The organism is Mycobacterium sp. KBS0706 (assembly GCF_005938675.2).
Lineage (GTDB): Bacteria > Pseudomonadota > Alphaproteobacteria > DSM-16000 > Inquilinaceae > Inquilinus.
In genome coordinates this window covers 1-21,339 of sequence record NZ_VCCH02000028.1, presented here as the reverse complement: position 1 = coordinate 21,339, position 21,339 = coordinate 1, and the positions used below count along the sequence as shown (strand labels likewise).

The 21,339-nt window shown below is 68.1% G+C and carries 23 protein-coding genes; 18 read left to right on the top strand and 5 right to left on the bottom strand.

Annotation, left to right across the window (positions count from 1 at the left end; genetic code table 11):
* The 4 genes from FFK22_RS16815 to FFK22_RS43005 are packed head-to-tail and all read right to left on the bottom strand — an operon-like array spanning position 1 to position 2,253.
* Positions 1–1,059 (bottom strand): DotH/IcmK family type IV secretion protein, encoded by a 1,059-nt coding sequence (locus tag FFK22_RS16815; protein WP_138889843.1) that lies wholly within the window; start codon positions 1,057–1,059, stop codon positions 1–3.
* Positions 1,056–1,304, bottom strand: a complete 249-nt coding sequence (locus FFK22_RS16810; protein WP_138889842.1) for a hypothetical protein — start codon at positions 1,302–1,304, stop codon at positions 1,056–1,058. Before FFK22_RS16810 ends, FFK22_RS16815 begins: the two co-directional genes overlap by 4 nt.
* Entirely contained in the window at positions 1,301–1,948 is a 648-nt protein-coding gene (locus FFK22_RS16805) for a DotI/IcmL family type IV secretion protein (RefSeq protein WP_186002503.1), read from the bottom strand. Before FFK22_RS16805 ends, FFK22_RS16810 begins: the two co-directional genes overlap by 4 nt.
* Positions 1,945–2,253, bottom strand: a complete 309-nt coding sequence (locus FFK22_RS43005; protein WP_186002502.1) for a hypothetical protein — start codon at positions 2,251–2,253, stop codon at positions 1,945–1,947. Before FFK22_RS43005 ends, FFK22_RS16805 begins: the two co-directional genes overlap by 4 nt.
* A gap of 187 nt (positions 2,254–2,440) precedes the next feature.
* Here FFK22_RS43005 and FFK22_RS16800 point away from each other — a divergent pair, with 187 nt between their 5' ends.
* The 18 genes from FFK22_RS16800 (at position 2,441) to FFK22_RS16715 (ending at position 20,814) form a co-directional block, all read left to right on the top strand.
* A complete protein-coding gene (locus tag FFK22_RS16800) occupies positions 2,441–2,947 on the top strand; it encodes a hypothetical protein (RefSeq protein ID WP_138889840.1) in 507 nt (168 codons plus the stop codon).
* A complete protein-coding gene (locus FFK22_RS16795; RefSeq protein WP_138889839.1) occupies positions 2,944–3,822 on the top strand; it encodes a hypothetical protein in 879 nt (292 codons plus the stop codon). Before FFK22_RS16800 ends, FFK22_RS16795 begins: the two co-directional genes overlap by 4 nt.
* A 5-nt stretch (positions 3,823–3,827) precedes the next feature.
* A complete protein-coding gene (locus FFK22_RS16790; protein ID WP_138889838.1) occupies positions 3,828–4,451 on the top strand; it encodes a hypothetical protein in 624 nt (207 codons plus the stop codon).
* A gap of 166 nt (positions 4,452–4,617) precedes the next feature.
* Complete coding sequence (locus FFK22_RS16785) at positions 4,618–5,205, top strand: hypothetical protein (RefSeq protein ID WP_138889837.1); 588 nt, start codon at positions 4,618–4,620, stop codon at positions 5,203–5,205.
* A 40-nt stretch (positions 5,206–5,245) separates the two neighbouring features.
* On the top strand, positions 5,246–6,196 hold the full coding sequence (locus FFK22_RS16780; protein WP_138889836.1) for a hypothetical protein: 951 nt from the start codon (positions 5,246–5,248) through the stop codon (positions 6,194–6,196).
* Complete coding sequence (locus FFK22_RS16775; RefSeq protein ID WP_138889835.1) at positions 6,193–7,167, top strand: hypothetical protein; 975 nt, start codon at positions 6,193–6,195, stop codon at positions 7,165–7,167. Before FFK22_RS16780 ends, FFK22_RS16775 begins: the two co-directional genes overlap by 4 nt.
* Positions 7,168–7,171: 4 nt before the next feature.
* On the top strand, positions 7,172–9,412 hold the full coding sequence (locus tag FFK22_RS16770) for a DotA/TraY family protein (protein WP_186002501.1): 2,241 nt from the start codon (positions 7,172–7,174) through the stop codon (positions 9,410–9,412).
* A 27-nt stretch (positions 9,413–9,439) separates the two neighbouring features.
* A complete protein-coding gene (locus tag FFK22_RS16765; protein ID WP_138889833.1) occupies positions 9,440–10,342 on the top strand; it encodes a DsbA family protein in 903 nt (300 codons plus the stop codon).
* A gap of 80 nt (positions 10,343–10,422) precedes the next feature.
* Positions 10,423–11,871 (top strand): hypothetical protein, encoded by a 1,449-nt coding sequence (locus FFK22_RS16760; RefSeq protein WP_138889832.1) that lies wholly within the window; start codon positions 10,423–10,425, stop codon positions 11,869–11,871.
* 26 nt (positions 11,872–11,897) lie between these two features.
* Positions 11,898–14,087, top strand: coding sequence for a type I DNA topoisomerase (gene topA / locus FFK22_RS16755; RefSeq protein WP_138889831.1), 2,190 nt, complete (start codon positions 11,898–11,900; stop codon positions 14,085–14,087).
* Positions 14,087–15,394 carry a hypothetical protein gene (locus tag FFK22_RS16750; protein WP_138889830.1) on the top strand — a complete coding sequence of 436 codons (1,308 nt, stop codon included), beginning with the start codon at positions 14,087–14,089 and terminating at the stop codon, positions 15,392–15,394. The genes topA and FFK22_RS16750 overlap by 1 nt, the downstream gene beginning before the upstream one ends.
* Entirely contained in the window at positions 15,394–15,639 is a 246-nt protein-coding gene (locus tag FFK22_RS16745; protein ID WP_138889829.1) for a hypothetical protein, read from the top strand. Before FFK22_RS16750 ends, FFK22_RS16745 begins: the two co-directional genes overlap by 1 nt.
* Positions 15,636–16,103 carry a hypothetical protein gene (locus FFK22_RS16740; protein WP_138889828.1) on the top strand — a complete coding sequence of 156 codons (468 nt, stop codon included), beginning with the start codon at positions 15,636–15,638 and terminating at the stop codon, positions 16,101–16,103. The genes FFK22_RS16745 and FFK22_RS16740 overlap by 4 nt, the downstream gene beginning before the upstream one ends.
* Positions 16,100–16,675 (top strand): hypothetical protein, encoded by a 576-nt coding sequence (locus FFK22_RS16735; protein ID WP_138889827.1) that lies wholly within the window; start codon positions 16,100–16,102, stop codon positions 16,673–16,675. The genes FFK22_RS16740 and FFK22_RS16735 overlap by 4 nt, the downstream gene beginning before the upstream one ends.
* On the top strand, positions 16,672–17,016 hold the full coding sequence (locus FFK22_RS16730; RefSeq protein WP_138889826.1) for a hypothetical protein: 345 nt from the start codon (positions 16,672–16,674) through the stop codon (positions 17,014–17,016). The genes FFK22_RS16735 and FFK22_RS16730 overlap by 4 nt, the downstream gene beginning before the upstream one ends.
* Positions 17,017–17,019: 3 nt before the next feature.
* On the top strand, positions 17,020–19,614 hold the full coding sequence (locus FFK22_RS16725) for a helix-turn-helix domain-containing protein (RefSeq protein ID WP_138889825.1): 2,595 nt from the start codon (positions 17,020–17,022) through the stop codon (positions 19,612–19,614).
* A gap of 59 nt (positions 19,615–19,673) precedes the next feature.
* Positions 19,674–19,886, top strand: coding sequence for an antitoxin VbhA family protein (locus tag FFK22_RS16720; RefSeq protein WP_138889824.1), 213 nt, complete (start codon positions 19,674–19,676; stop codon positions 19,884–19,886).
* A complete protein-coding gene (locus FFK22_RS16715; RefSeq protein ID WP_186002500.1) occupies positions 19,876–20,814 on the top strand; it encodes a Fic family protein in 939 nt (312 codons plus the stop codon). Before FFK22_RS16720 ends, FFK22_RS16715 begins: the two co-directional genes overlap by 11 nt.
* 63 nt (positions 20,815–20,877) lie before the next feature.
* Here the strand turns inward: FFK22_RS16715 and FFK22_RS43000 are convergent.
* Positions 20,878–21,339, bottom strand: a 462-nt coding sequence (locus tag FFK22_RS43000; RefSeq protein ID WP_221938646.1) for a hypothetical protein, incomplete at its 5' end; no start/stop codon positions are given.

Here is a 21,339-nt window from a genome sequence, read left to right as displayed (position 1 = left end):
TCAGAAGTCGAGGGTGACGATCTGCTCGGCGCCGCTGCGATCCTTGACCAGGATGCGGCTAACCGGCTGGTCGAAGCGCCAAACCTGTAGCTCCCCATAGGCGGCGCGGGCCTGATGGACCGGGTTGACGACGGTGAAGTTGCCCCGGAGGTAGAGAGCGCCGCCGTAGATCCAGGCGGCGGCGTCGGCGCTGCTGAGGACCTTGGCGGGGCGAGCGGCCTTGGGCGGTGTGCCGTTGAGGAATTCCGACAGGGCGGCATCGGGCCGGAACCCGGTCGCGTCGTCGGGTGCGGCGGCATATCCCGCGGGACGTTGCGGCTTGAGGGGCGAGGTGCCGGGCAGATGAACGGTGATGCCCATGTCGACGGCCGCGGCATAGCCTTCCTTGGCGCCGCTCGACACCTGGAAGATGATCGGGGCGGTCATGCCGTCGAGAGAGATGACGATATTGCCCCACGACCAAAATGCGCAGGGCATGACGGTGATGGTGGTGATGCGGTCGCCCTCGCCGGCGGACATCTCGCTCTGCTCGCCGCCGGCGGCGCAACCCTGCCCGTTCAGGGCAAAGGCACCCGGATCACGGGCGACCCGGAGGATGGGCCACGGATTGCCGGTGCGGTCGAGGAAGGTGATCGCCGTGACCATCCCCTTCCACAGCACCAGCGGATACGGCGGGGTGTTGGGCGATGGCGAGACCTGGATCTCGCGGCGCTGGCCGACGGGGGGCGGGGTGGTCTCGTAGGAGGGATAGGAAAGCGCCCTCTGGGTGTCACGGTTGCGGTCACGCAATGAGCCGATCTCGCCCGGGGTGAGCTGCGTCGCGCTGTCGTTCTGCAGCATCTCCAGGCGCAGCCGCTCCAGATCCTCGGGCGTAAGCGGCGCCGGCGGCGGCGGCTCACCTTGGTTGGCGGCCGCCGGCTGGGTGACGGTGGCCTGACCGGCCTGCTGCGGTGAGACGGTCTCGGGCATGGCCTGGACAGTCGTGGCGGGGGTCTGCGCGAGGGCGGCGGTGTGAATGGCAGCCACGGCCAGCGACGCCGCCAGCGGGAAGCGCCTCATGGCCTGTCCTCCTGGGGTTGAGGGGTTGCGGAGAATTCCGATTGAAGCTGGAGCTCCAGGCCCTCGACGCGCTCCTCGAGCGCGACGATGCGGCGGCGCAGCGCCTCCATCTCGAGCATCGCGACGGGATCGGCCTTGGCGCCGTCGGCTGGGCAGGTGACCCGGGCGGAGCGGGGCGCGGGTGCGTCCGCGGCTTGCGCGGAGGAAACGGCGACAAGAGCCAAGAGGAGAATGGCGCGTCTCATCGAGTCTCCATCCGCTGCTTGGAGGCGACGGCGTCGACCGCGATGCCGTTGGTGTTGGCTGGGGAGGGGTCGACCCGTCTCAGGGTGAATTCGAAGACGCGGTTTTCGGGTCTGACATCGACGTTCGTGCGGTAGAAGACCCGGATCGGCACCTGGATCTTCCAGAAGTAGCGCCCGGCGGATCTGCCCTCCTCGATAATGATCGGCTCGCCGTCGGAAATGGCGGTGACGACATACTTGTCGTCGACCACGCGCTTCATGATGCCGAGGCTCTGCAGCTCGTTCATGTAGGCGGCGCGGCCCTCGCGGGTGAAGTTGGCGGAGAGCACCGTATCGATGGTGCGCTTCCAGTTCTGGTAGTCGAAGCTCCAGAGCGTGACGGCGGTCCCGGCTGCAAAGTCCTTGACGCGCGCGGCCGAAATATTGGGCTCGCTCAGCGGGATCGCGGCGCAGACGGCGCGAGCATCGCTGGTCCAGAGGAACTCCTTGATCGGGTAGACGTGCAGCAGGGCGTAGCCCAGCACCAGGTTGAGCAAGAGAGAAAGGGCGACGAAGCCGCCGAGCAGCCAGGACAGTAGCTTGCCGCGGTTCAATGCGTCGGTGACGACGGCAGCCTCGGTGAGGATGACCTCGAAGTTCTTCATTGGGCGGGCTCCTGGACCGCGGTCGGCTGACATCCGAAGATGCTGCCGTCGGCCACATAGGGTTCGATGTCCAGACGGCCGGACAGGGCCCAAGCGACGCCGGCGGCATTCAGCAGGCCGAATATCCAGAGAGCGATCGCAAGCGCGATGCATCGCGCGCGTGTCGAAACCATGGCGTCGACTTGGCTGGACAAAAGGACATTCTCTCGGCCGGTAGCAAAGCTCACGGGCGTGACACGCCATTGCCGCGCCTTTCCGACGAATAGTCCGATCATGCTGTCGGAGAGCTTGGAGGGACTGAACATTTTTTGCCCATCTCAAGATTACCCCTTGTAGTATGCGGCTAGGTTTGCGATCCTGCAATAGTAATTCGCTCACCCCCTAAAAATTCCCGACGCCTCCCAAAAGGACGGCAAGCACCCGCCATGACACGATTAGACGTGCTGGCCGGATCGGGACCACTCACTCAAATCATCGACGGGAGATCTACTCTTGTCTCGCAACACTATTCTTATGCCCGCCATCATGATGGCGCTCGCCACGACCGTGATGCAGCCGATCCATGCGGCGGAGAGGGCCCCGTGGGTGGTTGTTCGTCTGCACCCGACAACGCTAACCGGCACAGACCCAGCCGGGATCTGGTCAAAGGAGGAGATCCGCGCCGCCCGGCGCCCGCTCACCTTCGGCGTCGATGTCGAGGCTGGGTCCGCGGAGATCGCGGACGGCGAGGTCGTCATATCTCGGCTCGAGGAGCCGGGATGCAACGCGGAGTGTCCCGTTCGGGTCGTGCTGCGGCGGCCCGGCAAGCCGGATGCGGTGCTGCTCGACGACTATGTCTACGTGGGCACGCCGGCCAGTCCGGAGCGCGGCGCGGACATGATCTACCGCGTCTGTTCGGATCTCAGCGAACTCGATGGTGGGACCGGGACGGACGGCAAGGCCGTGTGGCCCGGCGGGCGGGGTGGGGTGCTCGCGCTCGACCGGAGCGCCTTGAAGTGAGGGCGGGCACCCTGGCCTTGGTGCTGGTCTCGAGCTGCGCCGCGGTGCCGGCCTGGGCCGGGGTGCCACAATCGGAACTGATCGCCAGCGGGATGCCGGAAAACCTGGCACCGTTCGCCGCCCGGATCTCGTTGGCCGAGGGCGGCTGGGAATCCGACAATCAATTCGGCTGTGTCGGATTCTTCCAGGCCTGCGGCGCGACGTTCACGAGCCTCTATGGCGGCACGAAGGAACAGTTCAAGGCCGATCGCCCGGGCCAGGTGCAAGTCTACCTGACGTATGCGCGGACGAGCTGGAGCCAGGTCAGACCGTATCTCGGTCAGCTGCGCGGCCAGCAAGTGAGCTATGGCGGCAAAAGCTTCGTCATCGACGACAGCGCCATCCTATTCGGCATGCAGTTCGGACTGGGCCGCATCCAGGCCTTTATACGGGGTGGGTGCGAGGCGCCGAAGGCGGGCCGGGGGACGTCGCCGGCGATCGATGGCAACGGCGTCTCGGTGTGCACGTATTTCGGAAAGGGCGTCGGCTACGACGTCTCGGCGATCACGGGTATCGCCTATGCGAACCTGCAGCCGGTTCAGCCTGGTGTGCCGGATACGGCAGAACCCGGTGTGCCGCCGCTGGTCGAGGGATCGCCGCAATCGAGCGACACCTGGAATTCGGAAGCGGAGGTCCTTGCCGATCGCAAGAGGATCGCGATCGAGCGGGCGATCATGGCGAACAAGGACTTGCAGATCGAGGCGCAGCGCATGGACGCGGAGCGACGGCTGGGGCTGCTCTGGGCGATGCGTGTGCTGGCGGATGTCGACCGCCTCGAGCGGCGCCGCGCGGACAACGGCACGTCCCAGCCGGGTGCTGGGGCATCATTGGAGTGAATACGATGCGTGGTGGCGTGGTCGGCGTCGCGGCAGCGGTGCTGTTGTGGTCGGGCGGGGCCTGGGCCGCGTCCGAGTGCCCGGTGTCGCAGGCGGCGGACGCCGCCTTGCAGCGGGAAATCCAACTGCTGGATGGCCTGAAGGTCGACCCGGCGGACTTCTTCTCGGGTGCCAAAAGCTGCATCGACAGCAGCCTTCTACAAACCTTCGACGTGTCGTCGATCATTCCCGACCCCTTGGGCCTCGTTCGGACGCTGACCGACCAGCTCGGGCAGAACGTGCTGAACGCGGCCAAGCAAAAGGTCTGCGATGTCTTGAATGATCAGCTCGGCAGCGCGGTCGGCAACATGCGCCGGGTGATGAACCAGGTGGTGAGCCCGGACCGGGCGATCCAGGACGCGCTGGACCGGGTGACGAACCGGGGCGGTCTCGACCGGATCAACCTGACGGGCTTGGGCAGTTACGGCGGCGGCGGGTCGAACTACAGCCTGAAGTCGCAGAGCTTCACGCCACCACCAGTCCTGACCTACACGCCGCCGGCGCCGCCGCCCTCGTCGTCCCCGACGACGTCAGGACAATCCGACGAAGAGAAGCGCTTGCGCTGCGCCTTTCTGGGGCAGTGCGGCTGATGGTTTCCTCCCGCGTCTCCAGAGGCCGCGCGGTCCGGCCGAGAACACCAAGGTCCGTCCCCTGCGGGAGGGGAGCTCGTCAGGCTGCGGCCTGTCGGTCGAGAGTAGGGGAAACGGATCGCGGCCGCACCCTTTCGGGGCCGAAGGCGCCCCATGGAGGCCCTTCATGAGGCCGGTGGTCATCACCGTCGCCGTGCTCGCGTCGTCGGCGTTCGTGCCGGAAGCCCGGGCCCAGTCGGCGACAGACAGTGCGCTCGCAGCCCGGATCGCGACGGTCGACGGCCTGTTGAGCGGTATCGCGACGATGGCCCGGCAGACGGGGCTGTCGGAGGAGCAGGTCTCGGTGCAGTTGAGGAAGTCGGTCGAGGGCTTCGCCGGCGCGACGGAATCGCAGCGCCTGGCGCTCGCTAAGCTGCCGGCGGCTCGGGAATACGCCACCTCGCGGCGCACGTGTCCGGAGGTATCGGCAGGCCGGGCCGGGAACCGCTCGGTCGACGACGCAGGAATGACGGGCCGCAGCCTGGCGAACAGCGACGCGCGCCGCGCCTTCGCCGGGGTGGGGCCCGTGCCGGAGGTCGGGGACGAGGAGGGCGGCGAGAGAGCCACGCTGCTTGCGGTCGGGATGCCGCTGCCGCCGGTGACGCCGGCATCCGCATCGACGGCAAACCAGGTTCGGCGTTGGGCCGAACTGCGCCGCGCCGCATCCGTGATGGCGGCGCGATACGCGGTCGCCGCAGAGAGGGAGGAGCCGTGATGTCGGGAATAGCGGAAATATCGTCTCCCGGGAGGAAGCGGTGAGGCGGGCGGCTCTAGCGGTCGCGGCACTGATCACGGCGGTTCCCGGCGCGGCCCTGGCCGCGTCGTGTGCCGGTGTCGAGGAGCGGGTGCTCGAACGGACGAGCGAGCTGGAAGGCTCCGTTGCGGAAACGATCGGAAGCGTGCAGTCGAAGCTGGTTGCCCAGGCGGTGGCCGAGCAGCAGCAGCTGAGCTCGGCGTTGGCGATCCTGAATCGCCAGGAGAACCTGTCGTCGGAGGCGGCCTCTACGGCCCTGACGAAGAGCCTGGAGGCTGCCTCTGGGGTGATGAACGCCCAGTGGCAGGCGCTGGCGTTGAAGGAGAAGGTCGACCGCTTCCAGGCGGTGGGCTACGAGCCGTGCCACTTGGTGACGCTGGCGTCGACGGCGGCGGGCCAGATCGCTGCCACGCCGCAATATCGGCAGAACCTGCGCAACGCGGTGTCCAATCGGCCAGGGGAGACGGGCACCGAAGAGGAACGGCGCGACTGGTACCAGCGGTTCAATGGCGGCAGCGCGCTGCCGAGCCCGGACGACCTCCTGTCGGGGGACCAGGAGAAGGCGAAAGCCTGGATCGACTTCGTCATGGGGCCGCCGGAGCCCCTTGGAGACGGCTCCGGCGCCGACGAGGCGGTGCGGCTGGTGGCGCAGCGCGAGGCCGGCGCCCGGCGCTCGGCCGCGCTCGAGGCGATGGTGGCGGTGGCGCCGCCGGCGCCGATGGATCCGATCTCCCGGCGCTGGTCAGGCCTCGACGGGGGCATGGCATGGAGCGCGACGATGGTCGCAGGCGACAGTCGCGGCACGCAGCTGGACACGATTGCGATCAAGGCGGCCAAGGCGGCGATGATGGCGGACCGGCTCGACCGACGCCTGCGCCGCCTTATGGCGGTCGCGGCCGACGCCGCGGTGCGGATCGACGCGGGCGCCGGACTGGCGGGGGGTGCGCGATGAAGGGCCCATTGTCGGTCGCGGGCTTGGCCACGGTCGTGGCTCTGGCGTCGGGACCGGCCGTCGCGGCCTGCAAATACGTCAACGACGGCGAGTGGCGGAGCGGCCACTCCTCAGCGGAGAGCAGCCTCAATGCCGGCGTCGACGGGCTCGGCGCGGCGGTGTCGCAGCAGCAGGCGATCAATACGCAGATCCTGACCTCGATCATCGCCGTCCTGACCAAGCAGAAATCGCTGGATGGTGACCAGAATGCGACGGCGGCGCGAGCGGCAGCGCAGGCGCTGGCCGCCACCTCGAGCGAGATCATGCGCAGGCAGGCGCTGTCCGAGACCGTGGAGAGTTACGGCCCGGCCGGGCAGGCGTTGGATCCGTGCGTGACGGCCGAAAAGGGCGCGCAGCTGGGCGACGGCGTCACGCAGCTCGACGCGCGGGCGGGAACGCTGAGCCAGCCCGGTGAGATCGACAGCATCAGCCCCGATGCCCGGCTCGGCGATGCGACGCGGGCGCGGCTCGAAGATTGGACGGCTCAGCAGAAGGCTGCAGTGCTGCTCGACGCCTCGGTGCCGGCAGAGGTGAAAGACCGCACGATCTCGGCGATCGGGGGGCTGCCGCCGCCGAGCGCGAGCGAGCGCGGGAGTGGGACGGTGGCCCTGGCCGCCGCGGCGGTCGACGCGGCCCGGCTGCGGGCGTTGCGGGGACCGCTGGTCCGAACGTTGCAGACGGTGCGGGCCGCGGCCGAGGCCGAGCTGGGGAAGGTGTCGGTGATTGACTCCCTGGCTTGGGTGATCGCGCGCTACGGCGCCGGCCCGCAAAACCAGGATTGGCGCCTGGGGCTCGTGACTCTGGGTCCACGGGGGCTCGACCAGGAGGAGGCGCGGCTCGATGCCGTGCTGCTCGACCTGGCGCGGCTCGAATCCCAGCTCGACGAGCTGGAAACGGCGACGCTGGCGACGTCGCTGGCGGCAACGGAGTAAGGCGATGGAGAACACCACCGGCCTGTTCACGCCGCGGGAAGGCCCCTTTGGGGTCGGCTTCCTCGACCAGATCAGCAACGGGGCGGCGAGCTGGGCGTTCTACGGCAGCGGAAGCTACGAGACCCAGGGCTCGATCCTGGGGACGATCTACGGGACGCTGAATCTGGCGATCCTGGTGTTCGCGGCGATCATCGCGACGCTGACTTTCCTCGAGGGCTCGGCGGAGAGCGCGACGACTGGACAGGTCGGCGGGCGCGGCGCGAGCCCGTTCCGGACAATGGGCCGGATTGCAGGCGCTGGTGTGCTGCTGTTTCCGATCAAAGGGGGGATGAGCCTGATCCAGCTGCTGGTGGTGTGGCTGGCGGCCTCCGGGATCGGCCTCGCCGACTACGCCTGGACGAAGACGGCGGACGCCATCGTGTCGGCCGGCGACTACACGACGTCGCCGAGTGCGGGGATCGACCGGCCGGACCGTGAGACGGTGCTGAAGTTCGCGGCGGTGCTGCGCCAGATGACGGCGATGGAGGTCTGCGCCAGGGACTTCGACGACATCGCCAACGCCCTCGCTCTGGAATCGCCGTCGCTGTCGATGGAGACGGTCGATGGCGGTTTCAGCGGCTGGACGACAAGGCTTTGGCTGTACCGGGACACATCGAAGCCACAGCCTCCGCCCGGCGCGGGCGGGCCGGGCTGGGAGAACGCGAACCGCAACAACTACAATTACAGCGCGGCGCTCTGCGGCAGCGTGAAGATCTTCGTGAAGTCGGGGCTCAACACCGACCAACTATCTCTCGGCGACCTGAAGTTCGGATCGACCGCGATCGACATGGGCGAGAAGATTGATGCGCTGGCGGTCAACGTCACGATGAAGGCGGGGATCGATGCTGTGCAGAACGTCCTCGGCCCTCAGGCGCTCAGGATCGCGGGGATAATCCGCGGCACACAACAGGGCACGGATGCCGATATCGAACAGATCGCGGCGACGGCGCCGGTCCTGGCGGCGAAGACGTATCTCGGCCAGGTCGGCGGCGGCCTGACCCAGCAAATGGGGGAATTCCAGCTCGGACAAAGCCTGCAGGAATCCGCTCGCGGCGACGGATGGATGTTTGCCGCGAGCTGGCAGCGGATGGGGGCGAATATCAGCCGGGCAGTCGCAGGGCTGCGTGCGGCGATGGCCGTGGAGGTGCCGCGGACGCCGTCGTCGGCCCGGCAGTATTTCGGGGCGAGCGCGATCGAGCAAAGTTCGACGCTGGCGGGCCTGGTCCGCGCCAATGACGATCATCAGGCCCGGCTCGCGACGCTACAGGATGTGTGGACACCCCCCGGCGAGGAGACGAACGGGACCGGTACTGCGGGGACCGGATTGACCCAACCTGGGGAGGCGAAGGCGACGCTCGGCCGGACCTGGGCCGACCTGACCCGGACAATGACCGGAGACCGGGCGGCGGACCCGATGCTGCAGTACGAGCAGCTCGGCGCGAGCATGTTCAACGTGCTGGGTGTGTTGGCATCGGCCGAGATGCTGTCGTCTCTTGGCGCCGACCTGCCCTTTGTGGGCGGCGCGGTGACGACGATCGACAGCTTCCTGGAGCGGATGATCGAGATCGTGGGCGGCGCCGGCATCGCGCTGATGGTGGTGCTGCCGGTGGTGCCGATCCTCTACTACGTCGGCGCGATCGTCGGCTGGCTGGGGCTGGTGATCGAGTGCATGTTCTCGGTGCCGGTGCTGCTGGTGACATTCTTTTCCCCGGCGCGAGGCGGGACCTGGCTGGACACGGCGCTGCCGGGGGTGAAGACGCTGTTCGGGCTGCTGCTGCGGCCGTTCCTGATCGTGGCCGGCCTGGTGGTGATGATGGCGGCGACACGGATCGTGGCGCCCTATGTCGACCTGGTGTTCGCCACGATGTTCGTGCTGGCGAACCCGAGCGGCGGCTTCTTCGGCATCGTCTTCTTCGGGATCCTGGCGGTGTTCTACTGCATCGCCTGCTTCGTGGTGGTGCTGGTGGCCTGCCGCTTCATCTCCGGGCTCGGGGACGGCGTGATGGGGCTGATCGGCGGCTACGTCGGCAGCATGGGCCGAGACCACCTGTCCGACCATGTGGTGGCGCCGGTCAACCCGGCCGGGCCGCTCGGCCGTGGCGCGACGACGCTGCCGGCGGTGCCGGGTCGTATGGGGCGCGGCCAGCAGAATCGTGAAGCTCTCAAGAGGCTGTTCCGCCGTCCTGTCGCCGAGGGCGGCGGCTAGACCCGTGCAGCATGAGGAAATGAGATCATGAGCAGGAACCATGACCATTGGCAGTCGCGGGCGATCGTCGGGGCGATCCGGGAGCTTCAGGAAGAACGGGCGCGGCTGGAGCGCATCGCGGTACGGCTGGCCCATGGGGTGGAACACCATCCACCCACCTCTATGCAGGAGGTTCACTCGGGATCAGCCGGACTGGCGCGAACGACAATCTGGGCCGGCGCCTTGGTGATCAGCGTCGGCATCCTGGCCTATACTGGGCGCGACCTGGCGGAGCTCGGTGTCTTCGAGCCACGGGCACCGACAGCCCTCGCGGCGTCGGGGACTCCGGAAGCGATTGGCAGGCCGTCCAGCACGCCGGCTCTTCCGGTGCCCGCTGCGGGGCCGGCAATGCCGGTACAGCCGTCGCCCCTGATGGCGGCCGCACCGTCCGTCGCGTCGGCCCAACCAGCTCCGGCACCGCACCAGGCCGCGTCGGCGGAGGACATGCTGGCTCTCGGCCAGGTGCTGACCGGCGTGCGGCCAGCACCGGTCGCCGGCGCCGAGCCGCGCGGCATCGTCTATTTCGACCCGCGCTGTCCCTATTGCCATGCCGCCTGGACGGATCTGGCCCCCAAGGACATGGACCTGTTGTGGCTGCCGGTGACGGCGCTGGGACGGGAGGCGCCGAACGCTTCACGGGTCGCGGCCGTGCTCGGCCGGGCCGGCGAGGGCAAGGCTGTGCTCGAGGCGGCGTTCGGACCAGCGCCTCCGGCGGCGGAGATGACTGCGGATCTGCGGGCCAAGTCCGAGGAGAATACCGCAGGATTCCTGGCCCTGGCGCGCGGCTGGCCGCAGGAGATCGAAGGCGTCCCTGCGTTCGTCATCCGGGGCCAGGACGGCAAGGTCAAAATCGGCAGCGGGTGGCCGCCGCCCGCTGGGCTTGTCGATTGAGGTCGGCCCCATACAATTTCCAACCCCTGGAGACGAACTCTCGAACCGATCCATCGCATCCGATCGAAAGGTTCGAGCCCATGGAACAGACGCTTGCCCAACCGAAGGCAGAACTGACAGCTGAGGCCGGAGACTGGGAGGTCGCCTGGAAGCGGGAGCGCTCGCTCCGCAGCATCGAGACCAAGATGCGGGATGCCAGATCCAACCTCCAGCTGGACCGGAAATGGCCTGCGCACGACGCCGCGACAGCCGCGATCCTCGAGATGCAGTCCCTGCTGCCGCCGGTGTCGCAGGCCATTGCGAGACAGGAGAGGGGCGAGGCCTTGTCTCCGGAAGAGGCGTTCAGCCTGGACATGTACCGGAACACGGAGGCGCTGAGCCTGGGCGAGCCGGAGGACCTGGTGCGCGGGCTGCCGGATCTGGCGAAGATCCGGGAGTTCTGGCCGGAACCGGATGCCGCGGCGCGACTCGTCTGGGCGCAGGAGCTGGCTGCGAGAGCGGATCAGCTGCGTGCGGAATGGAAGGCATATGACGCGGTCGCGGCCGCCAAGTACAGCGTGGATGAGCTCTTCCATCTGGCCGACACCGATTGGGAGCGCTTCGCGGCATTTGGCGAGGTGGCCCAGGAAGAATCGATGCAGCTGGAATACTGGCTGGAGAACGACCGCGAGCGGATGATCGTGTCCGAAACCGCCGCGGGCGCCGCAGAACGCGCAGCCGAAGCACTCGATCTGGCGCAGAGGACTCTTGGCATCGCGCCGGCGACCACCCATTCCACCTTACCTCAACCCTTGGAGACGAACTCTCGGACCGATCTGTCGCAACCGATCGAAAGGTCTGAAGTCATGAAACCCAATCAGTCCCAGCAGCAGAACTTTATCCCGGGCGCGCATGCGTCGATCACCGGCACGGTCGAGCGCAAGACGGAGTTCGACCGCATGACCGCAGTGACGGTGCGGTCGGATCTGGCCGATGGCTACAGCCGGTACAACCAGGTGCTGCTGTTTGACGCCGCGGCGCGCCGCGTCGCGTCGGCGATCGAGGACGGCGCCACGGTTCGGTTCGACGCCCGGGTGCACGAAAACGTCTTTCCGAAGGGTGACAAGGAGACCTACCGGACCGACGTGATCGCGCGCCGGATCGACCGCGAGGACCCGGGCGCAGCGCATGAGGCGACGCTGACGGTCACGGGTGAGGTGCGCCGTGGCTTCCTGGCGAACGACAAGGTCACCATGGGGAGCCTTGTCTCGGAAAGCCGGGACGGAGAACCGCGGTACCACAGCTTCAAGGCGTTCGACGAAGGTGTTCGCGGCCAGCTGGAGACAGCCCAGGTCGGCGACCGCCTGACGTTGACGGGCACCATCGGCCAGAACTCATACGAGAAGGACGGGGAGAAGGTTTACACGACCGACGTCGTGATAGATCGCGTGGCAGAGCACACCCCGGCACCGCGCCAGGCGCCGGCGCCGCTCCCCACCCAGGGAAACGACCACCGGCAAGAGCATAGGCAGACAAACCGGCCGCATTGACCGGCGCGCGAAAGGGAGCCTGTCCAATGCGACTGGTGATCGTGGAGAGTCCCGGAAAGATCGGGAGGATCCGCGAGTATCTCGGGGCTGGCCACGAGGTCGTGGCCAGCGTCGGGCATGTTCGCGACCTTCCGGACAAGGGCGATATCGGCGTGGAGCCGCCTGCGTTCCGGCCGCGCTACGTCCTGACCGAACGCGGGGCGGAGGTGGTGGCTCGGCTGAAGCCGGCGGTTGCCCGGGCAGACGAGGTCTATCTCGCGACCGACCCGGACCGGGAGGGCGAGGCGATCGCCTGGCACCTGCAGCAGGTGCTCGGGTTGAAGCAGCCGCGGCGTGTCACCTTCACGGAGATCACCGCTGCGGCGGTGCGCCGGGCTATGGCGGAGCCGCGGCAGATCGACCTGAAGCTCGTCGCGGCCCAGGAGGCGCGGCGGGCGCTGGACCGGCTGGTCGGATGGATGGTCAGCGCGGTGTTGTCGCGCCAGGGCGGCGCGGGGTTGAGCGCCGGCAGGGTGCAGAGCCCGGCGGCGCGGCTGGTCGTGGAGCGTGAGCGGGCGATCGAGGCTTTCTCCTCGACCAGGCATTACGGCGTGGAGATCACCTTTCCGGATGGCGAGGGCGGCCCGTGGACCGCTCTGTGGCGCGTCAAGCCACACTTGCCGCCGGGACAGGAATACTGGCTGGACCGGGATTTCGCGCAACGGGTGGCCCTGTTGCGCGGCTTCTCCGTCGAAGCCTTTACCGAGAAGGAGGAGACGCAGGCGCCGCCGGCGCCGTTCACGACTTCGACGCTGCAGCAGGCTGCGTCCACGCGGCTGAAGCTGCGGCCGAAGGCGGCGATGGAAGCGGCGCAGCGGCTCTACGAGCAGGGGGCCATCACCTATCACCGGACGGACAACCCCAACCTCTCGGACGAGGCGGTGGTGGCCATCTGGCGCCGGGCGCGCGAGCTGGGGCTCGAGGTGGCGCCGCAGCCGCGGCGCTGGAAGGCGAAGGACGGCGCCCAGGAGGCGCATGAGGCGATCCGGCCGGCGCATTTCGAGGCGGATGAGGCCGGGGAAACCGACGCCGAGCGGCGGTTGTACGCCCTGATCCGGGAGCGGGCGATGGCGAGCCAGCTCGCCGACGCCCGGTTCAAGGTGCGCAAGGCCGTGCTGCAAGCAGCGGAACCGCTCGACCAGGCCGCGATCCGGCTGGACGCGACAGGCCGCACGCGGATCTTCGCCGGATGGATGGCGCTGGCCGCGGTCGAGACCGACGCCGGCGAGGGGGAGGGCGAGGACGAGGTGGTGGCGAATCCGGTCCCAATTCTGGAGCCGGGCCGGATCCTCGGCGCCTCCGGCGGGCGGGTGGTCGAGAAGAAGACGAAGGCGCCGCCCCAATACACGGAGGCGACGCTGGTCAAGGCGCTCGAGGCCGAAGGCGTTGGCCGGCCGTCGACATACGCGGCGATCATGGAGACGATCGTGCGGCGCGACTATGTGGCGGTCGACGGCAAGCGGCAGCTGAGCGCCACGGCGAAGGGCATGATGGTGGTCGACGCGCTTTGCGGCCGGTTCGGCTTCATCGAGCTGGCCTTCACGCGGGCGATGGAAGAGGAGCTCGACGCGATCGCAGAGGGCCGCGCCGACTACCGTTCGGTGGTGTCCCGGCTGCATGCACAGCTTGCCGAGGAGAGTGCGGCCAGCGAGGGGGCCATCAAGCGGCCGCCGAGCGAGGCGATGATCGCGAAGGCCAGGGCGGTTGCCGCCGAGCGGGGCCTCGTCCTGCCGGAGAATGTGGAAGGGTCCTATGCCGCCTGCAGGACCTGGCTCGATGAAAACGTAGGCTCGGCGCCGTCCGCGACGCAGAAGGTCTTCGCAGCCCAGCTGGCGGAGCGGCTGGGCGAGGCGTTGGACCCCGCGGTGGCGGCCGACCGCGGCAAGCTCTCGGCCTGGATCGATGCTGCGGTCAAGCGGGCGGACCGCCAGGCCAAGGCGCGCCTGTCGGCCGAGCCCGCGAGCGAAAAGCAGATCGCAGTGCTGCGGACTGCAATCGACAAAGGGCAGATGGAGGCACCGCCGGGCTGGCCAAGCCTGAGCAAGCTCCGCGCATCGGCGTTGATCGACGAGGTGATGTCGGGCGGCAAGGGATCTGGGAGGAAGAGCCGCGGCAAAGGCCGGAGCGCCGGCAGCTTCAGCAACGGGCCGCGCATCGTGGCGCGGAGGAGCGAGTGATGGAGAAGCGGCCCAAACAGTTCTTGCAGACGATACCGGGCCTGACCTTGTTCTTCCTCGGCGCCCTGTATCTCCTGGTCTCGCTGCTGTGGTTCGCCAAGCCGGGACTTCTGGGGTCGGCGTTCCACGCCTTGCGGATGGTCGAGAGTGCCGGAACATGGCCGCTGTGGAGCGGGGGCTGGGACCAAGTGTTCGCCCAGGCCGCATCCTATCGGCCGGGGGTCATGGCGATGGCTAAGGCGTCGGTGCCTTTCGGCCTGATCATGACGGTGCTGGTGGCAGCGATCGGCGCCGTGGCCATCATCAGGGTCAAGCTGGACCATCTGGACGGGCTGGCCGCATCACCGAAGCCGCGGGGATGGCGGGCGGTGATGGAGGCCCAGAGCCGCCGGCATCCGGCAAACCGGTTCTTCCTCGACTATGACCTGTCGTCGATGCCACTCGATCGTGGCCCGGCGCGAATGCCCGAGCGGGCGCTGGACCTGCTGGAACGGACGGGCGCGATCGTCGAGGTGCTCGACCCGCCCCTGGGCGAGGTGCCTGCGGGGACCTATGCCGGTCCCGACCTCGTGCTTCGGGAGGATCGGCTCCGGGAAGAGCTGATGCTTTCGCTGGGAGGGCCGAACCCGTTCCTGACGATGCCGGTCGTCGAGGCGGCGATCGAGGCCCTACCCTGGCCGGCCGCGATCCTGCTGAGGACCGGGCTGGAACGGATCGCGGGCCGTGACCAGGCCGGCACCGCGGAAGCGTTCGCCGGGACCGTCTCGGCGGTGGCGCGCCGGATGGACGATGTCTGGCGCCACCTCAACGCGCTGAAGGCGCGGCACGGCACGAAGCTGGTGCTCGGCGCCGACGGCGCTCCCGACGGCAGCCTGACGCTTGCCGAGGTGCTGCGCGAGGACAATCCGGCGGCGCCGGACCGTCGCTGGCTGGCCGACGCGGTGGCACGGGAACATCCGGAGCTGCTCGGGCTTCTGAAGCGCAACCACTATCTCTCCGGCTGCCTCGCCACGGTGCTGGTCGAAACCAGGACGGCCGGCATCTTCCCCCCGGAATCGTTTCGGTGGCTCCGATTCGTCGACTATCCCCTGTGGTGTTTCGTGCGCGTCGTGGGGGCGCCGGCCTCGACGCCGATCGCCGCCGGCGCCCAGGCGCACTGGCTGGCGGAGCGCCAGGCCGGAGGACCGATCGAGACGCCGCAATTCGCGGAAGCCTATCGGGCGCTCCGGGTCGAGGCGCGGAAGTATCTGACGGACGACACGGTGCGGCGCCTGCGCGCGACCGCGGCGCGGGTGAGAGCCGCATGATGCGCGCAGCCGCGATCACCATCGCCTTGGCAACCCTGCCGGCGCAGGCTGCCGGGCCGGAATATGTGCCGGATCGCACGCCGGTCTCACCCTATCAGCTGCCGCCGCGGCCGGAGGATCTCGACCGCCTCGAGATCCGTGAGCTCGGCGCGAGGCTATCTGCGATCGAAGCAAGATTGGACCGGCTCGAGGCGATCCAACGTCAGAAGCGGCAGCCACCCCAAAGCGAGGAGCGGACGCCATGAGACGCGATCGCAATCCCTTTTTCACAGTGATCGACATCGCGATCGAGGTGATCGCAACGACGCTGGCAGCGATCGCAACCGTGCACGCTTCGCTGCACATAACGCTGTGGATCCTTGGCCCAGGCTGGATCGAGGGCGGGGACAGCTCCCTGTGGAGCGATGGATCGATGCGGGCTGTCGCCTCCGCGGTCGTGTTGTTTGCGGTGATCGAGCTGATCTCGGTGTCCGAATCCGCCTCGACGCTGTCCGCGATCGCGCGACGGGTCGTCCGCCGGCTGGCCCTCGGGGTCGAAGTCGGAGGCTTCGTCTTCCTGGCCGCGAGCATGGCCTGGCTGATCAGGGGCAGCGACCCCGAGGCGTCGCCACTGCTGCCACAACTGACGGCGGCCGCCATGGCCGGCGCCAGCATGATCGGCGTCAGTCTCGCCGTGCGACGGCTGATTGGACAGGAGGCCACGCGATGACGGCCGATCTCGGCAGGCTTCTGATCAACCTCGCCACGGCGTTCCCGGTCGCGACCGAGCTGGTGACGATCCTGATCGCGATCGTCGGCCTGATCATAACCGGGCGAGCACTCGGCGACGCCTATGCGATGGCGATCTCGCCCGGCCGGCGCGAGGTCACCTGGCTCGGTGTCGTCGGCAAGCTCCTGATCGGCGGCGCGATGGTGGTGATGCCCTTCCTCCTGTGGAAATCGGGCAACACCTTCGTCCTGGGGGGCACCGGAGAGACAACGATCTTCGCCTACACGAAGCCGGATGTCGGCAGCAGCACCTATTGCCAGGGCATCAACGCCGTGGTGGTGCTGTTCTTCTTCTTCATCGGCGTCACCGCGATTCACCGCGGCTTCATGGTCTCCTACCAGGTGACCGCCGGGCACCGGCGCGGCATGGGCGAGGCCTGGGTCTTCTTCATCGCCGGCACCGTGTGCTTCTTCATCGTCGACGCGACCACCCTCGTCGGCAACACGTTCGGCCTGAAGATCGGCGTCGATAACATCTGCCAGATGCTCGACGATCCGGGAGGGCAGCCATGATCTGGCGCGTCCTCCGATTCCTCAACCCTGTGCGGCGCCCGAGCGAGCTGGGGGCGCTGGGAGCCGCGGCCTGGCGCTCAGCGCGGCACGCGGCCGAGGCGCCGCAGCCGGTCCTGGATGGGCGCCAGCCGAGCCGGGTGCTGCGAGAGCTGCGGCGTACGGTCGTCCTCGCCCTGGTGTGCTGCGCCGTGACGGGCGGCGGTGCGCTCGGCCTCTACCTCACATCCGGGAATGAGCTTCAGCTCGTCGCGGCGGTCCTGCTGACGGCGGTGTTTGCGATTGGCGGGATCGTGGCCTGGCGCCGGGCCGGCAAGATCGCCCGTTGGCTTGAGAGGAACTAGGCGATGGCCGGAAGGAAGGTGCATTTCGAGGGGGTGGAGCGCCAGCAGGAGATCCGACACGGCACCCGGATTGAAGACGTCCGCAGTTTGCCGCAGAAGCTGTCGGACCTGGCGGATAGCCCCGCAGGAACCTTCAAGCTGTTCGGCGCCATGGCCGGGGCGTCCCTCCTGTTCTGCTGGGTGCCGCTTCTACCGGAGGCGATCGTGCTGCTCGGCGCCATCCCGCTCTTCTTCCTCTACTACCACCGCGGACGTTACCGGCGCCGCCTGTGGGACATGCCGTTCCGGGTGCCGGCCTGGGTCAACGCCGACGGCTCCACCTTCCTCGACCGCACGACGGGCAAGCCCGGCGACGGCGAGGTCTATATCGGCCGTGAGTTCAATTCCGGCCGCGAGGTCTGGTCGAGCTGCCGGGACGTGACCACCCATGGCGGCATGGTCGGCACCACCGGATCGGGCAAGACAGAGGCGCTGCTCGGATTCGTCCACAACGCCATGATGCTCGGCTCCGGCGCGATCCTGATCGACGGCAAGGCCCATCACAAGACCCGGGACTCGATGTTCCGGATCGCCCGGATCATGGGGCGGGATGAGGACTTCCTGGTGATGAATTTTATCAAGGGCGGCCGCGACCACGACGCGGTCGAGGACGCAAAATCCTCGCACACCTTCAACCCGGTCGCGCTTGGATCCGCCGACATGAAATCGGAGCTGCTGGTCAGCCTGCTTCCGGATACCGGAAGCGGCGACGGATCCTGGCAGGAGCGGGCGATCTCGTTCGTCCAGGGCGTGACCATGAGCCTGGCTCGGCTGAGCCGCGCCGGGCTCGTCGTTTCCAACCCGGAGCTCTTCGCCCGCTTCGTCAACCTGCAGCGGATCGAGAACCTGGTGCATTTCGGGGTGTTCCAGGACCTGCGCGGCAATCTGGTCGACCTCCGCAACGAGACGGTCAACGGCCGCAGGGTGCGCGGCAGCGGCTTCGCCCAGCTCTTCGCCAAGATGAAGGCGCATGACTTCGGGCTGATCGAGTTCTCGCTCAACTCGCTGCCCGCCTATACCGAGACGCGGCCGCGCGTGCCGCATCTGCTTCCGGAATTCGACCCGATGGTCTGGATCGAGTTCAAGCGCAGCTGGCGCGGTCCAGGGCCGGGCCCCAACGGCGAGGCCGAGATCTGCTACCCCCGGCCGGCGATCGGCCGCGACGGCGATCCGCCCGGAGACGGGCCGAAACTGTCGCGCGAGGAGACCCTCAACCAGCACGGCTACCTGGAATCGCAGATGGTGCCGGCGATCGGCACGCTGACCTTCGGCTATCGGAAGATCTACAACGACGAGATCGGCGAGGTGGACTTCCGGGATGTCATCCTGAATCGCCGGCTGCTGCTGGTGCTGCTGCCCTCGCTCGAGCGCAGCGAGAAGGGCTCGGAGATGTTAGGCCGCCTGTCGGTGGCCGCCATCAAGGGCGCCCTCGCCCAATTCCTCGACACCCCGATGGAGGGATCGCGGCGCCAGATCATTGAGGCCGCCGCCGAGAACGCGCGGACGCCGTTTTTCATCATCCTCGACGAGTACGGCTACTACCTGGTGAAGGGCTTCGCGAAGGCCTTCGCCCAGGCGCGCGGTTTCCTGGTCTCACTGCTGTTCGGGATCCAGACCTATGACGACCTGCTCGCCAGTGACAAGGTCGAGGGCGAGAGGACCTGGGGCAACGCGAACGTCAAGTATGCGGGCCGCACGACCAGCGGCTACGATTCCGACACGTTCCGCAAGCTCGCAGGCGCCGGCGGCCGCACCCAGGTCCAGGTCATCCAGGAGGCGCAGTACCACCCCGGCGACATTGGGGCGCCCGAGCTGTCGCGCACCAGCCGGATGGAGGAACGGGAGCGGATCAGCGTCGACGACCTGAACAAGCAGAAGGACGGCGAGTTCACCATGATCGTCGGCGCCGGCGACGCGACGGGCCGCGGCGGCGCGAGGGTCGTGAGATACCTCTCCTACTTCACCGGCGACATGCCCGAGACGAAGGAGCTACGGCTGCCGCACTTCGTGGCGGTGCGGTCGCCGATGGCCGGCTTCGCCGGCGGGGACGCGGGCATCGAGCAGGCGCGAGAGCGGATTCGGAAGGAGCAGCGCTTGGCGGACGCCAATCTGCGGCACCAGACGATGATGATGGAGATCCTGTCGCAAACGCTGCCGCCCACGGTACAGGCTGGGCACCCGTCGGCGATGCCGGAGGCCGGGTCACCGCAGAGCTGGGACATCGACGACCAGGCCCTGGAGGAGCTCGTGGCGGCGAGCGAGGACGCCGCGCGCGACGAGGCCCCGCGCCGAACAGCGATGACCCCCGACAAGGAGGCCAGGGCCGCGGCGCTGCTCGACGCAGGACGATCGCAGACGGAGGTGGCCCGGGAGATCGGTGTCAGTGCTTCAACGCTCTCGCGGTGGCTTGCGGCGCGGCGCGCGGCCGAAACAGCCCTGGACGTGGGAGAGGATCCGTTCGGTGGTGATGACGTCGGCGGCGAGGCTGATGCTGGCGCCCTTGCCTCGCCTTTCGCCCCGACACAACCGCGTGGACGAGGCGCTCGGTTCAGAGCCTAAGTGTTTGGAATTCCGCCAAAAAAGAGCTATGATGCTTGACCAGAGATGAGGAGGGCAAAATGGCTGTCGCCGCTCGCCGGACCCCGGTCCCGCCAATCGCTGCCGAGGAGCTAGAGCGCCGCCGCCGCGCCTATGAGCGCGCCACCCACAGCCTGCGGATCGAGGGGCTGACGGCAACGCCGGAGGCCGAGGCCGTCGCCCAGGCTTGGCTGCGCGGCGAGATCTCGAATGAGGAGATGGGAGCGCAGACCCGGGCGCTGCATGGCGCCTGACCCGTATGTCCAGCCGAACGGTACGCTGCGCAACCGGCTCGGCATCGCCGATGCGGACGAGCTCTCACAGCGGGAAGCCGATCTTTCCAGAGCGCGATTGTTCCTGATCGAAACGGAGGGGCCGCAAGGCCCCTTCGACTTTGAACGGCTGAAGGCGACGCATCGGTACATCTTCCACGACGTCTACGACTGGGCCGGGGAACCTCGAACCACCAACCTGTACAAGCGGGAATATGACGGCGGACCGCTGGCGGCCTTCACCACGCCGGATGAGATTGCCCCCCGCGCGGCGCGAATCTTCACCGCGCTCGAGCACCACAATCAGCTGCAAGGGCTAGACCGGGAAACCTTCTCCCGCCAGGCAGCGGACCTCTTCGCCGGCATCAACGCTCTGCACCCCTTCCGTGAGGGTAACGGCCGGACGCAACGTGCATTCATTGAAGCCCTGGCGGGCGAAGCCGGGCACGAGCTCGACTTCAGCGTGATCAGCAAGGAGCGAATGATCGAGGCGAGCGTCCAGGCGAGCAAGCGGCAGCCGGATATGATGCGGCGCATGTTCGCCGAGATCAGCGACCCCGAACGCGTGCGCCCGCTGGGCGAGGCCCTACGTTTCCTCGCCGGCATCAAGGAGGTCGGGGGAAAGCCATTCGACTGGAATGAGCTCTACGTCGCCACGACGACGCCCGGCCAGCGCTACGACGGCCGTTTGGTCGGATGGCAGGGGGAGAACTTTCTGATGCGGCAGGACGGCCACCTGTTTGTCGGCTGGACTGCCGACCTTCCCGAGAGCGCCCAGCGGGGCGCTCCGGTGAGCTTCGTGGCGTCCGGACTGCGCGGCCAGGCGCCGGCACACGGGGCGGCAAAAACCGAGCCTCCCTCCGAGAGCGATGTCGATCCGGTGCGGCCACATAGGAACCGGCCGCGGTGAGCCGCGCCCAACAGGTGCCTCAGCGGATGTGGCCGCTATCCCGCCTCTTTGCCCAAGCCCAGGCTACGCAGCGCTCATAGTCCGACGTTCGATCTCCTGGCGCAGCCCGCGCCAGCGTTCCAGCGCGGCCTCTGTCCCCAGCCTGGCCATATCGCGCGCGGCATCCGCGAATTCGCGCCGCAGAGCGCGCAGCTCGAGATGCCCCATGACCATGGCCCAGCCGGCGCGCGCCTCTTCCACAGGAGCCTCCGGCCGGGTGAAGGGCCATTTCCTGCGAATGCGGTCGACCAGCGCCGGCGGCAATCCATCGGCTTCGGGAACAGTCAGGCAGGATCGAGTCGGCTGTGGATCAGCGGTTCGCGCCAGCAGGGTCTGGCGCAGCGCATCGAGGCCCGAATCGGCGATCTCGATCCTGGCGAAGCCCTCGCCGACCTCCTCGCCAAGGTCGGGGTGCGCGGCGAGAAGGCACAGCAGGACACAGATGGCCAGGCGGTCGTCCTGCTCGTCGCGAATCGATTGCGGCTT

Coding starts and splice junctions, on each gene's coding strand:
- FFK22_RS16790 (WP_138889838.1), top strand. CDS start 3,828: ATGCGTGGTGGCGTGGTCGGCGTCGCGGCAGCGGTGCTGTTGTGGTCG.
- FFK22_RS16775 (WP_138889835.1), top strand. CDS start 6,193: ATGAAGGGCCCATTGTCGGTCGCGGGCTTGGCCACGGTCGTGGCTCTG.
- FFK22_RS16720 (WP_138889824.1), top strand. CDS start 19,674: ATGGCTGTCGCCGCTCGCCGGACCCCGGTCCCGCCAATCGCTGCCGAG.
- topA (WP_138889831.1), top strand. CDS start 11,898: ATGCGACTGGTGATCGTGGAGAGTCCCGGAAAGATCGGGAGGATCCGC.
- FFK22_RS16730 (WP_138889826.1), top strand. CDS start 16,672: ATGATCTGGCGCGTCCTCCGATTCCTCAACCCTGTGCGGCGCCCGAGC.
- FFK22_RS16770 (WP_186002501.1), top strand. CDS start 7,172: ATGGAGAACACCACCGGCCTGTTCACGCCGCGGGAAGGCCCCTTTGGG.
- FFK22_RS43005 (WP_186002502.1), bottom strand. CDS start 2,253: ATGTTCAGTCCCTCCAAGCTCTCCGACAGCATGATCGGACTATTCGTC.
- FFK22_RS16765 (WP_138889833.1), top strand. CDS start 9,440: ATGAGCAGGAACCATGACCATTGGCAGTCGCGGGCGATCGTCGGGGCG.
- FFK22_RS16750 (WP_138889830.1), top strand. CDS start 14,087: ATGGAGAAGCGGCCCAAACAGTTCTTGCAGACGATACCGGGCCTGACC.
- FFK22_RS16810 (WP_138889842.1), bottom strand. CDS start 1,304: ATGAGACGCGCCATTCTCCTCTTGGCTCTTGTCGCCGTTTCCTCCGCG.
- FFK22_RS16740 (WP_138889828.1), top strand. CDS start 15,636: ATGAGACGCGATCGCAATCCCTTTTTCACAGTGATCGACATCGCGATC.
- FFK22_RS16735 (WP_138889827.1), top strand. CDS start 16,100: ATGACGGCCGATCTCGGCAGGCTTCTGATCAACCTCGCCACGGCGTTC.
- FFK22_RS16805 (WP_186002503.1), bottom strand. CDS start 1,948: ATGAAGAACTTCGAGGTCATCCTCACCGAGGCTGCCGTCGTCACCGAC.
- FFK22_RS16725 (WP_138889825.1), top strand. CDS start 17,020: ATGGCCGGAAGGAAGGTGCATTTCGAGGGGGTGGAGCGCCAGCAGGAG.
- FFK22_RS16745 (WP_138889829.1), top strand. CDS start 15,394: ATGCGCGCAGCCGCGATCACCATCGCCTTGGCAACCCTGCCGGCGCAG.
- FFK22_RS16815 (WP_138889843.1), bottom strand. CDS start 1,059: ATGAGGCGCTTCCCGCTGGCGGCGTCGCTGGCCGTGGCTGCCATTCAC.
- FFK22_RS16785 (WP_138889837.1), top strand. CDS start 4,618: ATGAGGCCGGTGGTCATCACCGTCGCCGTGCTCGCGTCGTCGGCGTTC.
- FFK22_RS16760 (WP_138889832.1), top strand. CDS start 10,423: ATGGAACAGACGCTTGCCCAACCGAAGGCAGAACTGACAGCTGAGGCC.
- FFK22_RS16715 (WP_186002500.1), top strand. CDS start 19,876: ATGGCGCCTGACCCGTATGTCCAGCCGAACGGTACGCTGCGCAACCGG.